Origin of the sequence: Rhodococcus sp. PML026 (assembly GCF_000963615.1) — a bacterium.
GTDB lineage: Bacteria > Actinomycetota > Actinomycetes > Mycobacteriales > Mycobacteriaceae > Rhodococcoides > Rhodococcoides fascians.
This window is the reverse complement of sequence record NZ_KQ031376.1, coordinates 173,221-187,115: the sequence shown is the minus strand read 5'-3', so window position 1 is coordinate 187,115 and position 13,895 is coordinate 173,221. Positions and strand designations below refer to the sequence as shown.

Genomic DNA, 13,895 nt, shown 5'->3' with positions numbered 1-13,895 from the left:
GAATGCCACGCAGCCTGAAGAAAGGCCCGTTCGTAGACGATCACCTCCTCGCGAAGGTTGACGTCCAGAACGACAAGGGAACCAAGCAGGTCATCAAGACCTGGTCCCGTCGATCGACAATCCTCCCCGACTTCATCGGTCACACTTTCGCCGTCCACGACGGTCGCAAGCACGTACCGGTGTTCGTGTCCGACTCGATGGTCGGCCACAAGCTCGGAGAGTTCGCACCGACCCGCACGTTCAAGGGTCACATCAAGGACGACCGGAAGGCGAAGAGGCGATGACCAACTTCACCCCCACCGCCAATCCGACTGCCAAGGCCGTAGCGAAGCACGTTCGCGTCACGCCGATGAAGGCACGTCGCGTCGTGGATCTGGTTCGTGGGCGCTCCGTCGAGGACGCGCTCAACATCCTCAAGTTCGCGCCGCAGGCAGCGAGCGAGCCGGTCGCCAAGGTGATCGCGTCCGCAGCCGCCAACGCAGAGAACAACCTGGATCTCGATCCCAGCACGCTGATCGTCGCCACTGCATTCGTCGACGAGGGCACCACCCTCAAGCGATTCCAGCCGCGTGCTCAGGGCCGGGCATTCCGGATCCGCAAGCGCACCAGCCACATCACGGTGATCGTCGAAAGCCTGCCCAAGACCGGCGGAACGTCTCGTAACCGTCGTAAGGGCCAGGCGTCCAAGGAAGGGGCTCAGTAGTGGGTCAGAAAATCAACCCGCACGGCTTCCGCTTGGGTATCACCACTGACTGGAAGTCGCGTTGGTACGCAGACAAGCAGTACTCGGAGTACGTCAAGGAAGACGTCGAGATCCGCAAGCTCCTCGCCACCGGCATGGAGCGCGCGGGTATCGCCAAGGTCGAGATCGAGCGCACTCGTGACCGTGTTCGCGTGGACATCCACACGGCACGTCCGGGCATCGTCATCGGTCGCCGTGGTGCCGAGGCCGACCGCATCCGCGGAGCTCTCGAGAAGCTGACCGGCAAGCAGGTTCAGCTCAACATCCTCGAGGTCAAGAACGCCGAGTCCGAGGCTCAGCTCGTGGCCCAGGGTGTTGCCGAGCAGCTCAGCAACCGCGTCGCATTCCGTCGCGCAATGCGTAAGGCCATCCAGTCGGCCATGCGTCAGCCGAACGTCAAGGGCATTCGTGTTCAGTGCTCCGGCCGTCTCGGTGGCGCTGAAATGTCTCGCTCGGAGTTCTACCGCGAGGGACGCGTTCCCCTGCACACGCTCCGCGCCGACATCGACTACGGGCTGTACGAGGCCAAGACCACCTTCGGCCGCATCGGCGTCAAGGTCTGGATCTACAAGGGCGACATCGTCGGCGGACGGCGTGAACTCGCTGCCGCTGCGGCTCCGGCCGCCGGTGCAGACCGTCCCCGTCGTGAGCGTCCCACTCGTCCGCGTCGCAGCGGTGCCTCGGGCACCACGGCGACCAGCACCGAGGCCGGCCGCGCGGCATCCGCAACCGAGGCTCCGGCCTCGACCGAGCCCACTCAGGAGGGCTGACGCATGTTGATCCCCCGCCGGGTCAAGCACCGCAAGCAGCACCACCCGAAGCGTTCGGGTGCCGCCAAGGGCGGAACTCAGGTGACATTCGGTGACTACGGCATTCAGGCTCTCGAGCCCGCCTACATCACCAACCGTCAGATCGAGTCCGCTCGTATCGCGATCACTCGCCACATCAAGCGTGGCGGCAAGGTCTGGATCAACATCTTCCCGGACCGCCCGCTCACCAAGAAGCCTGCCGAGACCCGCATGGGTTCCGGTAAGGGTTCGCCCGAGTGGTGGATCGCGAACGTCAAGCCGGGTCGCGTGCTCTTCGAGCTGTCGTACCCCGACGAGACCATTGCGCGTGAGGCACTGACTCGCGCCATCCACAAGCTGCCCATCAAGGCACGCATCATCACCAGGGAGGAGCAGTTCTGATGGCTACCGGAACCCCAGCCGCAGAGCTCCGCGAGCTCACCGGTGAAGAGCTGGTCACCAAGCTGCGTGAGTCGAAGGAAGAGCTGTTCAACCTTCGTTTCCAGATGGCTACCGGCCAGTTGGACAACAACCGTCGACTGCGCACCGTCCGTCACGAGATCGCGCGCATCTACACCGTCCTGCGCGAGCGTGAGCTCGGCTTGGCATCTGGTCCTTCCGAGGACACTGCAGGTGACGCGGCATGAGCGAGGAAAAGACTGTGACTGAAGAGCGCAACAACCGCAAGACTCGGATCGGCTACGTCGTATCCGACAAGATGGAGAAGACGATCGTCGTCGAGCTCGAGGACAGGGTCAAGCACCCCCTCTACAGCAAGATCATTCGTCGTACCACCAAGGTCAAGGCACATGACGAGAAGGGCGACGCCGGCGTAGGCGATCGCGTTCAGCTCATGGAGACCCGTCCGCTGTCCGCCACGAAGCACTGGCGACTGGTCGAGGTTCTCGAAAAGGCCAAGTAGGACCTTCACAAAAATGCCCGCTCCCTTCCCGGGGGCGGGCATTTGTGCTTTCCGAAGCGTGCGGCTTACCTGCCCAGCAAGCCGCCCAGCGCTCCGCCGACGCCTGCTTGCTCGCCGCCACCGGTACCGCCGACCGGTCCACCCGGCGGCTGTTCCGACGGCTGCACCACCACGAACCCCTGGCCGGCGAATTCCAGCGTGAACCTCTCTCCGGTCGAGCGGCCGATCAACGTTCCGAGCCCGAACGAGTCGTTCTTCTTCACTCTCGTCTGCAGAGACGACGACCACGCAACTGCTGCCTGCGGGTCGGCGAACGTCGGCTGGTCGACGTTCAGGACGACCGGCACTCCGTCGGTGGTGATGGCGATACGGCCCCGACCGGTGAACACACAGTTAAAGAACCCCGCGTTTCCACCCGCAGCGGCACCCTGGACACGCTTGATGTCGTAACTCAGCGAGGAGTCGAACGCGAGAACGTTGGCCCCGTTGATGGTGAGCCCGTCCGTGCCGTCGAGATCGATCAGATGAACGTCCTGTGCGGCGTTGGCGAGGAACAGGTCGCCCTGGCCCGTGACCTTCATCAGGGGGACGCCTTCGCCGGACAGGGCTTGTTTGAGGGCTCGACCTATACCCCCGGAGCCCTTGGCCTCGAACTGCAGATTGCCCTGGTACGCGACCATCGAGCCGGCCCGAGCCATGATCTCGCCGTTCATGCCGACCCGGCACATCTTGCTGCCCTGTTTCTGAATCCCCGATCCGGGAACTTCGGCGTGGGCGGGCGCGAACAGTTCACTTCTCATGGTCAGGACTCCTTGTGGGACAGGTGAATTCACGATCGCTTCGCTTCGGTGCGAGGGTGGTGCCGTCGGTGCCTCGGGTGTGGGCGGATCGTCGTCCTCGACGCTGATACCGAACGCGGTGGCCAGGCCCGCCAACCCATCGGCGTAGCCCTGGCCCACCGCCCGGATCTTCCATTGCTGGTTGCGGCGATAGAACTCCAGGATGACGAGAGCACTCTCGTCGCCGAGTGCGTCGGCGGTGAATCCGACGATCGCACCGCCCGACGTGTCGGAGACGGTCGCCGATGTCGGTCCGGCGGCAGCGAACGTTGCCGGACCGGTACCGTCCAGCGATGCCGCGATGGCAACGGTCTCGATATCGGCTGGAATCGCGGAGGGATCGATCAGGACGAGATGGCCGGACGGCCCGCGCTGGTACTCGAGGCCCGCGCCCTCGGGTTGGTTGTAGAACACCAGATCCGCGTCCGAACGCACCCGTCCGTCCGGCCCCAACAGCAGCGCGGACACGTCGACCGACGTCGAGGCGGCAAGTGTCACCGTCAGCCGGCCGGTCGGAGCGGGGCAGTTCTCCCCGCGAGCGAGGTTTTTCATCGGATCCAGTGTGCCAGTGTCGACGCGTGCTGTCAGGAACGCGCGAGTTCGATGACTTCTTCCTCGGTCGGCGGGCTCTTCGGGTGGTAGGACAGGCACAGGGGAGTGGCGGTTCGCCGGAACTCTGCGCCCTCGACGGCAGCGTAGAACTGCCCCGCGGGCAAACGGCCGACATCGGGTACCGAGCCGCCTTTGACGCGGGCCATCTCCTTGGCCGCCTCGACCTGGGACGGGCTGTTGAGCAGTCCGTAGAACTGCGTCGACGCGTTTCCGGCGATGCGGTTGTGCAACCCCTTCGGTGCCTGCGTGGCAAATACGAGACCGAGACCGTACTTACGCGCCTGCGACGCCAGCGCAAGTGTGCTGTGTGTCGCTGCGGTCGTGCGATCGGAGGGGGCGAAGTTCTGCGCCTCGTCCATCACGAACAGTCCGCCGAGCGGCCGGTCACCCGCCGGGTTCTTCTTGATCCAGGAGAACAGGCCCATCTGCAGCTGATTGACGAAGCTCTGCTTCTGCTCGTCGGTGGTCAGGCCCGCCAGATTGATCACCGATACTCGGGCCTTCTTTCCGTCGGCCGGAGTCAGCAGCACTGCCGGGTCGACCGGGGTGCCCGCCCCTGCGAACATGGGGTCGTTGGCCACGGCAGCCTTCAGATTTTCGGCCAGTCCCTGCGCGATCCGTACGGCATCGCGCAGGTCGCTGGTGTCCTCGGGCAATTCTTCGAGCAGGTCGATGAAGTCCGCCAGCGTGCCGCCCTGTGGGCGTCGACCGAAGAGATCGAGCGTCGACTTCAGCACTGCGCGGCCGTGTTTCGCCTTCTGGGAAGTACCCAGGACGCCGGCGGCGGGCTCGAGCGACGCCAATGCGGATTCGACGGAGGAATCGAACTCGTCGGCATCACCGAGAACGCTGACGAAATCGGGCAGTGGCTGAAAGCTCAGCGGTCGGCCCGCCGACTTGCGGGGCGTCCACACCACGACGTCGGTGTCGCGTAGATACGCCGCCGCCTTGGCCTCGTCGCCCGGCGGCCACGTCCGTTCGTCCTCGGGCCACGCGGTGCCGAGGCGAGCCAGGTCGTTGTTGACGTCCAACACGATCGCCGAAACACCCTGCAGCGCACATTCTTCCACCAGTCGGCGAATCAGTACCGTCTTCCCTGATCCGGAACCCGCGAAGATCGCTGTGTGCTTACGGAGCGCCTCGAGTTGGATTGCGACGTCCGCACCGGTGCTCACTTCCGACCCGGCGACGATCGACGGCCGGCGGCTCGCAATCGGTTCGGCCGCGACGGTGTTCTCGGGTTCGATCAATGCGGTGTCGTCGTCGACGACGCTGACTGCAGGCAACACGGAGGAGAACAGTTCGACCTCGTGTGCGGGCTTGCGCGCGAGCAACCACGACGTGAGAGCGGGGGAGTTCTCGGCCAGCAGCACCGACAGAGCCGCCAAGGCCCTGCGGTCCTCGTCGCCGAACGGCACGACAATGCCGCCTGCACGTCGCAGAGCGGCGACGGTCTGCTCGGTCTTCGCGCCATTGGGCCACGGGTCGTTTCTGATGAGGATCAGTCGCCGTTTCGGCATGTCTGCCCTGAGGCCGGCCGTGGTCACCGCACGCTCCACACGGGCCAACGCGGCCCTGGCATTGCCGGAGGTGACCGCGCGGAAGCACCAGTGCTCCTCGTCGTCCGTATCGGTGTCGACGGTATGTCGCAGCCTGGCATGCAGGGCAGGCTTGCCGCTCGGAGGTGGGTCCTGGGCAAGGCTGTCGTCCGAGGACTGATGCTCGTGGATCCACGCGGTCAGGCCCGCAGACAGGAGTGCGGGGACGATCGAGTCCTCACTGTCGGGCTTCAGCGGAATGGCGACGTCGACCTGTTTGCGCAGTGCTGCGTAGCGATCGTCGAGTATGTCGAGTTCGTCGACCCGTGCTTTGGGGAGGTCCTGCGCATCCGCGGGCCCGGACTTGTCCGTGAAACTCTCCAACTCCGACGCGACGCCGGTGTCGAGGCAGTGCCTGATGTGACGGTCGACCGCGATCAGCAGCTGCCGCGGAGTGAAGTCCGGGGCCTGCTCGAATGCGTCGGGTGCCACCGGCCACGTCGGATGCGGCGGGGTGAAGCCTGCCTCGAGAAAGCACGCCGCCAGACGTCGTCCCAGTAACAGGCGTCCGATGTCGGACGACGGAATCGGCTTGAGAGGCTGCGTCACTCGGAAGCGGTCGCGCATCGGTGCCACGCCGCGGGCGGCGATCAACTCCCACGCGCTCGACAGAGCCGAGAGTACCGACGCGGTGCGAGGAAGCGTTTCGCGCAGCGACATCAGACCGTGCGCCAGTTGCTCGACGACCTTGTCTTCCTGTGCGTCGGCGAACTCCTGATCCGATCCCGTTCGGGATTGCGCGACCAACGTGTCGATCTGGTCTATCGCGAGAATTGTCGGACCGGTGATGGCCAGCAGTCGTGAGATGTTCTCGGCAATGCCTTGGTGACCGAGCTCGGCCCGGCGGATTCCCCAGGGCGAGAATTCTTCGGCATCGACGTCGTCGATCGACTGCAGGTATGCGTCACCGAGATCCTGGACGGCCGAATCGGGGGCGATGGACAGCACCAAGGCGCGCAGAGTGTGCTGCGAGGTGCGCCGATGTCGGGGGTGAACCTTGTATACGGCGGTGACGAAGTCGTTCAGCGTCTCGGCGTCGATCATGTTCTCGCCCATGATCTTTGCGCGTTGTTCGTCGGGAATGTCACCGATCGTGCACAAGCGACGCAGCAGAAGTGCGAGTTGGCTGTCGGATCCTTGGCCGGAGGGCCGCATCAGGTCGTCGAGCATCCCCATGAGAGTCGACCGCCAGAAGCCCGCGGCGTCGAGCAGCCTGATCAGGAAGAAGTACCCGCCCTTCTGCTGCACCTCTTCGCGCACCTGCCCCAGCAGATGCGTCTTGCCGGATCCGGCCGGCCCGCGTACGACGACTCCGAGCGGACTGGCGTCATCCGACGTCTCTGCGTCGTCGTAGGCGTTCATCACCTCGAGGAACACCCGCTCGTGCATGCCGGGAACGTGCACGTTGGACTGCGAACGCCACACGTCGTCGGGGGTCGGGGCCCAGCTCAGCCGTACCGATTCCAGAGCCCGGATCTGCTCGTTGTCCGTCATCGTGGAGTTCACGCCCATCATGATTCGATCGAGAGAAGGTGGTTCTGCTGATTACCGACGACGACGGCCGCAGCGCGTTCCTCGTCGGTCAGCGTCTTCTGGTTTTCCTCGGGTATCAGCGAGACGTCCGCGGCGCGGCGCAGCCGTGCGAGTGCATCGTCGAGATCGGCACGAGGTATGTCTCGCAACTCGTTTCGCAAGCGAGACAGCCGAACGGTGCTACCGGGTTCACGTGCGAGCGACGCGTAGGCCGCGCGAATCGAGGCTTCGATGTCGACGGTCTTGTTGGCCTTCTCGGAGCCGTCGAGGGGGGCGGTCTCGTCCCCGCGGGGCGAAAACACATCGGCCGGACGGCTGTCGGTGCGATCCAGCCAGCGACGTAACCCTGCCAACACGGTGAACATGGCCTTGCCTGCGCCTGTCGACCGAGCCGGTGGTTCACCGCCGATGAGCTCACCGCAGGTGCGCCATCCTTTGTCGGTCAGCTCAAGAGTCATGGGGCTGACGGACCGATCCACCTCGATCAGGCCCCGGTCCTTCAGTTTGTCGCGGGAAGCCTTCGGTAGTTCGGGGCCGAGTCCCTTGAGGACGCTGTTCTTCACCGGACTCGCTTCGGCCATCAGAACGAGCAGTACTGCTGCTTCGGTGCCGTTCAGGTCTTCGGTACTCATCGAGGATCCCCCTTCGATCGTCTTCTCGATACTGCCTCGCGGATGGTAGCCACAGCGCGGTGCGGGTCGTCGATCACCTGAGCGTTGGTGAACCGCAACACCATGTACCCGTGTGTCTGCAGCTGGTTGTCGCGCACGCGGTCCTCGGCGAAGCGCTGGGCGGCACGGTGCTCGTCGCCGTCGATTTCCACGATCACTCTCTCGGTGCGCCACAGTACGTCGACTGTGAACGGACGGCTGAGTTCGCCGAGCCGAATCGAGCGATTGTGCTCTCGACCGGTGGCCCATTCGTGCTGGTCCAGCGCTCTGTACAGGCGCTTCTCCGGATCGCTCGCCGGGTGTGGGTGTCCGGCGATCGGCGGATAGCTCAAAGGCCGGAAGCGATCGAGGACAGTGCTGACGCCGGCAGGCACTTCGGGTGCGCGCACCGATACGGACGGGAATCTGTCCATCCTCGACGACCCACCGCCGGTGAGCCACACGCTCGCCCGTGCGTGAGCACACAGCCATTCCGCTGCGGTCGACACGAAGTCGGCGTCCACGGCGTCGGGTACGACCAGCACGAGAGCGACAACGTCGCGGCCGTGAGCTGCCGCGAGAGCTCGCGCCGAACCTGTCGCGCGGGTCTCGACGGTGAACACCGCCCGGCGTATCGGCCGCCCCGAGGAGGCCGACTCGGCCAGAGCCGCTATGTAGGGGCCGAAGTGTGCCGAGTCGGCAGCCAGGCGAACGGCGGACGTGCGAGCGGCACGCCGCTCCAACGTGGAGGTCCCTGCGTTGTGCTCGAACTCGGGGAGCCACAGCGCGGTCGAGTCGACCGCTGCGGTCTCCAGCGACGTGACCACCATCTCGACCAGGTCTGCCGAACGATGAGATGCCGACTCGTCGACAGTGAAGAAGACGATCGCAGGTGCATCGGCGGGGAGCGGGTTCGCGGATTCGGCGAGCTCGCGTTCGGACGCCCCGCGAAGTCGAGTCACTCGATCTGCGGGAAGACTCGACCACCAGCCTGCGGTCTCACCGTTCCCGGTCACAGCTGCTCCCCGCCCACCCCTGTTGCCCCATCTCCGAACCGTACCGACAAGGTCCGACACGTAGGGGCGAGCACGTCTCCGTGACGGCGATTTGGCTCTGGCATCGGCGTTCCCCTACACTTGGCCGGTTGCCTGTGGCAGCGGTGTGTCTTCGTGCGCCCGCTCTCGGCAGCCGACCGCGCGTGTCGGGACGGAAATCCGGCACGTACGTACATCCAGGTCAAGGAGAAGTTAGTGATTCAGCAGGAGTCGCGAGTACGCGTCGCTGATAACACGGGCGCGAAGGAAATCCTTTGCATCCGCGTTCTCGGTGGTTCGTCACGTCGCTACGCCGGAATCGGCGACATCATCGTAGCTACGGTGAAAGACGCCATTCCCGGTGGAAACATCAAGAAGGGTGAGGTCGTCAAGGCCGTCATCGTCCGCACCGTCAAGGAGCGTCGCCGTCCGGATGGCTCGTACATCCGTTTCGACGAGAACGCTGCGGTGCTGATCAAGCCGGACCACGACCCACGTGGAACCCGCATCTTCGGCCCGGTCGGCCGCGAGCTGCGTGAGAAGAAGTTCATGAAGATCGTCTCGCTCGCCCCGGAGGTGCTGTAAATGAAGGTGCACAAGGGCGACACCGTTCTCGTGATCGCCGGCAAGGACAAGGGTGCCAAGGGCAAGGTCATTCAGGCCTACCCCGCTGACTCCAAGGTTCTGGTCGAAGGCGTGAACCGCATCAAGAAGCACACCGCGGTCTCTGCCAACCAGCGCGGCGCATCCTCGGGTGGCATCGTCACTCAGGAAGCCCCGATCCACGTTTCGAACGTCGCAGTTGTCGACTCGGACGGAAACCCCACTCGCGTGGGCTACCGGACCGACGAAGAATCCGGCAAGCGCGTTCGTGTTTCCCGCAAGAACGGGAAGGACATCTGAGATGACTACCACCGAGAACATCGCGGGCGAACAGCCCCGCCTCAAGGCGCGCTACCGCGCTGAGATCAAAGACGCCCTGAACACCGAGTTTGCATACGAGAACGTCATGCAGATCCCCGGCATCGTCAAGGTCGTCGTCAACATGGGTGTCGGCGACGCCGCCCGTGACGCCAAGCTGATCAACGGCGCAGTTGCAGACCTCGCTGCCATCACCGGCCAGAAGCCGGAGATCCGCAAGGCTCGCAAGTCCATCGCACAGTTCAAGCTGCGCGAAGGAATGCCCATCGGCGCACGCGTCACCCTCCGTGGCGACCGCATGTGGGAGTTCCTCGACCGTCTGGTTTCCATTGCCCTTCCCCGAATCAGGGACTTCCGCGGCCTCTCGGGCACGCAGTTCGACGGCAACGGAAACTACACGTTCGGCCTCAACGAGCAGTCGATGTTCCACGAGATCGACGTGGACAAGATCGACCGTCCGCGCGGCATGGACATCACCGTAGTAACCACCGCAACCAACAACGAAGAAGGCCGCGCGCTGCTCAAGCACCTCGGCTTCCCGTTCAAGGAGAACTGAGTCCATGGCGAAGAAGGCATTGGTCAACAAGGCCAACAAGAAGCCGAAGTTCGCGGTGCGTGCATACACTCGCTGCAACCGCTGCGGCCGTCCCCATTCCGTGTTCCGCAAGTTCGGCCTCTGCCGTATCTGCGTGCGCGAGATGGCACACGCCGGAGAGCTTCCCGGAGTTCGCAAGAGCTCCTGGTGATCTGAGGCCTCCGGGCTTCACCACACCACGCTGATGGGCGTGGGTTCCGAAAGGAACCCGCGCCCATTTTGCGTTGCTCAGGTCCTGACTTTCACACCGACCACACGTCGTGTCGTAGACCCAGAGAGCGGACCAGATCAACCGCCGCATGATGATCCTGGCTGTCGACGAGCAGCAGCAGGCCACGCTCGGACATCGCCGACGCGAGGGCATCGGTGGAGACGGTTCTACATCCAGGCGGCATGTCCGGGTCTCCGAGTTCCCGGTAGGTGTCGGCAATCGCCACTACGTCCTCGACTGGATCGAATCCCCAGACGGTCACGAAATGTCCTAAGTTCCAGTCGAATTCGGTCAACTCTGCAGTATGTACATTCGCCAACGATCCGAAGCGGAAAGGCCCGTCGGCAAGATGGTCGAGCAGCAGACGCAATCTCTCGACGGAGGGCCCCACGATGGGAACCACGGCGACGCGGTGGTCGGTCGCGGTCTCGATGCCCTCCGTGAGACCTGCTGCCGTGGTCCCGGCTGCGTCGATCGATGCGGCTCTCGGCAGTAGATCCCACCCGTCGGTGATTCGGGGGGTTCCGGGAGGACGGGCCGAGTCGATTGCACCCGGCCAGATCGCGGACCTCGACGCGACCGCGAGGGCCGTCACGCCCGGTGCGTCGTCGCCCATGACGGCCGTCAGCGCAACCGATGCCGAGAACGGTCCGCAGAGTTGATCCGGTTGTGGCAGAGCATGATCGAGGGCCGAGACGATTGTGGTTGCCCCGGCAAACCGTCGCAACACGTCAGTAGATCCAGCGCAGCGATTCGAGCAGTTCGTCCTCGGTATGGCTCTCCGCCCACGTGGCATCGGCGTCCCGGCAGGCGACGAACGCGCCCAGAAGTTCCATGCCCAACACGTCTCGGACCAGTGCGGACGACAGGAGGTCTTCGCGCTGCTGCGCGTGGGTCGTCGCGAGTGGGGAGATCCCCGCGGCATCCCGACGAGCATCGTCCCAACCTCCTACGTCCTCCTGGACCGGAGACGGCAACTGCGCCGAATCCGCCACTCCCGCCAGACCGGCCGCGATCGTGACGGCCAGCGCCAGATACGGATTAGCGGACGCGTCGCACGCCTTCAATTCGACGTTGGTGTGTTCCGGGCCGAGAAGGGGCGTGGCCGGTACGAGTCGCACTGCAGCTTCGCGGTTCTCGACGCCCCAGAATCCGAAGGCACCTGCCCAGTACCCCGGTCGACGACGCAGCAGTGACCCCGAACTCGGTGCCGTGATGGCAGTGAGTCCCGGGAGTTCTCGAACGAGGCCCGCGATGTACGCCTGCCCGGTGTCGGACAGTCCGTACTCTCCGTCGCCGGTCAGAGCGTTGTGACCGTCGCGAACCAGTGATGTGTGTAGGTGCCATCCGTTACCCGCACTGCTCGACGAGGGCAGGGGAGCGAAGCTTGCCCTCAGGCCCTGGGCTTTGGCCGCTGAGTGGATGGTCTGCCGCGCGAGTACCTGCGCGTCGGCCGCAGCAAGTGGATCGAGTGGACTCAATGCGATCTCCAGCTGGGAGCCGCCGTACTCGGCATGAATCTGCCCGATGTCGAGGCCATTCGCAGACAGCGCCTCGAGCAATAGAACGACGAATTGATCGACATCGCGGAGTGCGTTCGCCGAGTAGGCAGGTCCGCGATGAGCGGACAGTCCGTCCGACTCGCGAGTCAGGGCGAACTCGATCTCGAATCCGGCCCGTACCTCGAAACCGGCATCGGACGCCTTCTGCACCTGCCGCTCGAGAACTGAGCGCTGATCGTAGGGCCACGGTGTGCCGTCTGCCGAGACCTGTCGTCCGTGCGCCCAGGCCAGCCCCGGCTGTCCGGACAGGGCGACCACGCTCGACGCGCTCTCGATCACCGGAATCAACCGCACATCGCCGGACGGCGTCGACAGTCCTTCGTGGGCGAATGTGATCCCGTCATGCGAATCGAATACCGCGAACACCGCGGTGACTCCCACTCCACGCCGTGCGACTGCAGTCAATTCTGCGGTGGGCACGGTGCGTGATCGGACGATGCCGTTGTTGTCGACCCAGCCGATCGTCACCCCTGCGATGTTGCGGTCACGCAGAGTGTGGGTGAGGTGGTCGATGTCGACTGCCTTCGAGTCCGTCATGGTCCGACGTTAGCGAAGAAGTACTCGTCGGGGTGTCCGACTGGACCCGAGCTGTCCCGCAATGGTAAGGCGATTTGGTCTTCGGGTGCGCGATGCCTACACTAGAGCGGTTGCCCGGGCTTCGTCGTGCCTGCACGCGAGTCCTTGCAATACAACAAACGCAACCTCGAGTTCTCCGCACGTCAGCATTGAACATGCGGAAGCTCGTAACACCTGGCAGTGCAGCGATGCATTGCTTGGAGCGCAACCCCTGACCGGCAACAGTCGGTCAGGACATGTTCACTTCGCTGTAGGCCCACGATGTGACGAGCCAGGCCCGATGGGTTCTCCGGAACCGGAAGGCACCAGCCCGCGCGTGCTGCATGGGAACCGCTGCGAGAAAGGTGCACAGGTCACACCATGACGATGACCGATCCAATTGCAGACTTCTTGACCCGTCTGCGCAACGCCAACTCGGCGTACCACGACGAGGTGAAGCTTCCCCACTCGAAGCTCAAGGCGAACATCGCCGAGATCCTCAAGCGCGAGGGCTACATCTCCGATTACCGCACGGAAGACGCCGAGGTGGGCAAGACCCTCATCGTCGATCTGAAGTACGGCCCGAGCCGTGAGCGCAGCCTCGCCGGCGTGCGACGCGTCTCCAAGCCCGGTCTCCGGGTGTACGCAAAATCCACCAATCTGCCCAAGGTTCTCGGCGGCCTGGGCGTGGCGATCATCTCCACGTCCACCGGTCTGCTCACGGAGCGTCAGGCTGCCAAGCAGGGTGTGGGCGGAGAAGTCCTCGCCTACGTCTGGTAGGGGAGGCCACACCATGTCACGTATTGGAAAATTGCCGGTCGCAGTCCCCGCTGGCGTCGATATCACCATCGACGGCCAGGACGTTGCGGTCAAGGGCCCCAAGGGTGCCCTGAGCCTGACAGTCGCCGAGCCCATCAAGATCGCCCGCGCCGACGACGGCACCATCGCCGTCACTCGGCCCGACGACGAGCGTAAGAGCCGCTCGCTGCATGGTCTCTCGCGCACTCTCGTCGCGAACCTCATCACCGGTGTCACCAACGGTTACACCACCAAGATGGAGATTCACGGCGTCGGTTACCGCGTCGTACTCAAGGGCAAGGACCTCGAGTTCGCACTCGGTTACAGCCATCCCGTGCTGATCGAAGCACCCGAGGGCATCACGTTCACGGTCGAGTCGCCCACGCGATTCACCGTTGTCGGCATCGACAAGCAGAAGGTCGGTCAGATCTCTGCCAACATTCGTCGTCTGCGGCGTCCGGACCCGTACAAGGGTAAGGGCATCCGCTACGAGGGTGAAGTGATCCGCCGCAAGGTCGGAAAGACGGGTAAGTGA

General features: G+C 64.3%; 18 protein-coding genes. 12 read left to right on the top strand and 6 right to left on the bottom strand.

Annotation, left to right across the window (positions count from 1 at the left end; genetic code table 11):
• The first annotated feature begins 2 nt into the window (after positions 1-2).
• The 6 genes from rpsS to rpsQ are packed head-to-tail and all read left to right on the top strand — an operon-like array spanning position 3 to position 2,452.
• Entirely contained in the window at positions 3-284 is a 282-nt protein-coding gene (rpsS, locus tag VF34_RS20600) for a 30S ribosomal protein S19 (protein ID WP_008718309.1), read from the top strand.
• Positions 281-703 (top strand): 50S ribosomal protein L22, encoded by a 423-nt coding sequence (gene rplV, locus VF34_RS20595; protein ID WP_027496311.1) that lies wholly within the window; start codon positions 281-283, stop codon positions 701-703. The genes rpsS and rplV overlap by 4 nt, the downstream gene beginning before the upstream one ends.
• Entirely contained in the window at positions 703-1,512 is an 810-nt protein-coding gene (rpsC, locus tag VF34_RS20590; protein WP_027496312.1) for a 30S ribosomal protein S3, read from the top strand. The genes rplV and rpsC overlap by 1 nt, the downstream gene beginning before the upstream one ends.
• Before the next feature lie 3 nt (positions 1,513-1,515).
• Positions 1,516-1,932 (top strand): 50S ribosomal protein L16, encoded by a 417-nt coding sequence (gene rplP / locus VF34_RS20585; RefSeq protein ID WP_027496313.1) that lies wholly within the window; start codon positions 1,516-1,518, stop codon positions 1,930-1,932.
• Positions 1,932-2,177 carry a 50S ribosomal protein L29 gene (gene rpmC / locus VF34_RS20580; RefSeq protein WP_027496314.1) on the top strand — a complete coding sequence of 82 codons (246 nt, stop codon included), beginning with the start codon at positions 1,932-1,934 and terminating at the stop codon, positions 2,175-2,177. The genes rplP and rpmC overlap by 1 nt, the downstream gene beginning before the upstream one ends.
• Positions 2,174-2,452: a 30S ribosomal protein S17 gene (rpsQ, locus tag VF34_RS20575; RefSeq protein ID WP_027496315.1), complete on the top strand. Its 279-nt coding sequence runs from the start codon at positions 2,174-2,176 to the stop codon at positions 2,450-2,452. The genes rpmC and rpsQ overlap by 4 nt, the downstream gene beginning before the upstream one ends.
• A 65-nt stretch (positions 2,453-2,517) precedes the next feature.
• Here the strand turns inward: rpsQ and VF34_RS20570 are convergent, their stop codons facing one another.
• Genes VF34_RS20570 through VF34_RS20555 form a run of 4 tightly spaced genes read right to left on the bottom strand, consistent with a single transcriptional unit; the run spans position 2,518 to position 8,700 of the window.
• On the bottom strand, positions 2,518-3,843 hold the full coding sequence (locus VF34_RS20570) for an AIM24 family protein (RefSeq protein WP_080730089.1): 1,326 nt from the start codon (positions 3,841-3,843) through the stop codon (positions 2,518-2,520).
• A gap of 32 nt (positions 3,844-3,875) precedes the next feature.
• Positions 3,876-6,995, bottom strand: coding sequence for a helicase HerA domain-containing protein (locus VF34_RS20565; RefSeq protein ID WP_032373924.1), 3,120 nt, complete (start codon positions 6,993-6,995; stop codon positions 3,876-3,878).
• Positions 6,996-7,012: 17 nt separating this feature from the next.
• Entirely contained in the window at positions 7,013-7,666 is a 654-nt protein-coding gene (locus VF34_RS20560) for a hypothetical protein (RefSeq protein WP_032373894.1), read from the bottom strand.
• The gene (locus tag VF34_RS20555) at positions 7,663-8,700 is read right to left on the bottom strand and encodes an endonuclease domain-containing protein (protein WP_032373893.1); all 1,038 of its coding nucleotides are present in this window, start codon (positions 8,698-8,700) and stop codon (positions 7,663-7,665) included. The genes VF34_RS20560 and VF34_RS20555 overlap by 4 nt, the downstream gene beginning before the upstream one ends.
• A 234-nt stretch (positions 8,701-8,934) precedes the next feature.
• Between VF34_RS20555 and rplN the strand changes: the two genes are divergently transcribed.
• The 4 genes from rplN to VF34_RS20535 are packed head-to-tail and all read left to right on the top strand — an operon-like array spanning position 8,935 to position 10,385.
• The gene (gene rplN, locus VF34_RS20550; protein WP_027496320.1) at positions 8,935-9,303 is read left to right on the top strand and encodes a 50S ribosomal protein L14; all 369 of its coding nucleotides are present in this window, start codon (positions 8,935-8,937) and stop codon (positions 9,301-9,303) included.
• Entirely contained in the window at positions 9,304-9,621 is a 318-nt protein-coding gene (rplX, locus tag VF34_RS20545; protein ID WP_008718278.1) for a 50S ribosomal protein L24, read from the top strand.
• 1 nt (position 9,622) lies between these two features.
• Complete coding sequence (rplE, locus tag VF34_RS20540) at positions 9,623-10,195, top strand: 50S ribosomal protein L5 (RefSeq protein WP_008718275.1); 573 nt, start codon at positions 9,623-9,625, stop codon at positions 10,193-10,195.
• 4 nt (positions 10,196-10,199) lie between these two features.
• Positions 10,200-10,385, top strand: coding sequence for a type Z 30S ribosomal protein S14 (locus VF34_RS20535; RefSeq protein ID WP_008718273.1), 186 nt, complete (start codon positions 10,200-10,202; stop codon positions 10,383-10,385).
• Positions 10,386-10,476: 91 nt separating this feature from the next.
• Here the strand turns inward: VF34_RS20535 and VF34_RS20530 are convergent, their stop codons facing one another.
• Together VF34_RS20530 and VF34_RS20525 are read right to left on the bottom strand one after the other, a co-directional pair.
• The gene (locus VF34_RS20530) at positions 10,477-11,175 is read right to left on the bottom strand and encodes a DUF6885 family protein (RefSeq protein ID WP_032365632.1); all 699 of its coding nucleotides are present in this window, start codon (positions 11,173-11,175) and stop codon (positions 10,477-10,479) included.
• 1 nt (position 11,176) lies between these two features.
• Positions 11,177-12,544: a type I glutamate--ammonia ligase gene (locus tag VF34_RS20525; protein WP_045841993.1), complete on the bottom strand. Its 1,368-nt coding sequence runs from the start codon at positions 12,542-12,544 to the stop codon at positions 11,177-11,179.
• A 399-nt stretch (positions 12,545-12,943) separates the two neighbouring features.
• On the opposite strand from VF34_RS20525, the gene rpsH reads away from it, so the two are divergent.
• Together rpsH and rplF are read left to right on the top strand one after the other, a co-directional pair.
• Entirely contained in the window at positions 12,944-13,342 is a 399-nt protein-coding gene (rpsH, locus tag VF34_RS20520) for a 30S ribosomal protein S8 (RefSeq protein ID WP_008718266.1), read from the top strand.
• 13 nt (positions 13,343-13,355) lie between these two features.
• Positions 13,356-13,895 carry a 50S ribosomal protein L6 gene (gene rplF, locus VF34_RS20515; RefSeq protein WP_027496323.1) on the top strand — a complete coding sequence of 180 codons (540 nt, stop codon included), beginning with the start codon at positions 13,356-13,358 and terminating at the stop codon, positions 13,893-13,895.

Coding starts and splice junctions, on each gene's coding strand:
- rpsS (WP_008718309.1), top strand. CDS start 3: ATGCCACGCAGCCTGAAGAAAGGCCCGTTCGTAGACGATCACCTCCTC.
- rplV (WP_027496311.1), top strand. CDS start 281: ATGACCAACTTCACCCCCACCGCCAATCCGACTGCCAAGGCCGTAGCG.
- rplP (WP_027496313.1), top strand. CDS start 1,516: ATGTTGATCCCCCGCCGGGTCAAGCACCGCAAGCAGCACCACCCGAAG.
- rpmC (WP_027496314.1), top strand. CDS start 1,932: ATGGCTACCGGAACCCCAGCCGCAGAGCTCCGCGAGCTCACCGGTGAA.
- rpsQ (WP_027496315.1), top strand. CDS start 2,174: ATGAGCGAGGAAAAGACTGTGACTGAAGAGCGCAACAACCGCAAGACT.
- VF34_RS20570 (WP_080730089.1), bottom strand. CDS start 3,843: ATGAAAAACCTCGCTCGCGGGGAGAACTGCCCCGCTCCGACCGGCCGG.
- VF34_RS20565 (WP_032373924.1), bottom strand. CDS start 6,995: ATGACGGACAACGAGCAGATCCGGGCTCTGGAATCGGTACGGCTGAGC.
- VF34_RS20560 (WP_032373894.1), bottom strand. CDS start 7,666: ATGAGTACCGAAGACCTGAACGGCACCGAAGCAGCAGTACTGCTCGTT.
- rplX (WP_008718278.1), top strand. CDS start 9,304: ATGAAGGTGCACAAGGGCGACACCGTTCTCGTGATCGCCGGCAAGGAC.
- rplE (WP_008718275.1), top strand. CDS start 9,623: ATGACTACCACCGAGAACATCGCGGGCGAACAGCCCCGCCTCAAGGCG.
- VF34_RS20535 (WP_008718273.1), top strand. CDS start 10,200: ATGGCGAAGAAGGCATTGGTCAACAAGGCCAACAAGAAGCCGAAGTTC.
- VF34_RS20525 (WP_045841993.1), bottom strand. CDS start 12,544: ATGACGGACTCGAAGGCAGTCGACATCGACCACCTCACCCACACTCTG.
- rpsH (WP_008718266.1), top strand. CDS start 12,944: ATGACGATGACCGATCCAATTGCAGACTTCTTGACCCGTCTGCGCAAC.
- rplF (WP_027496323.1), top strand. CDS start 13,356: ATGTCACGTATTGGAAAATTGCCGGTCGCAGTCCCCGCTGGCGTCGAT.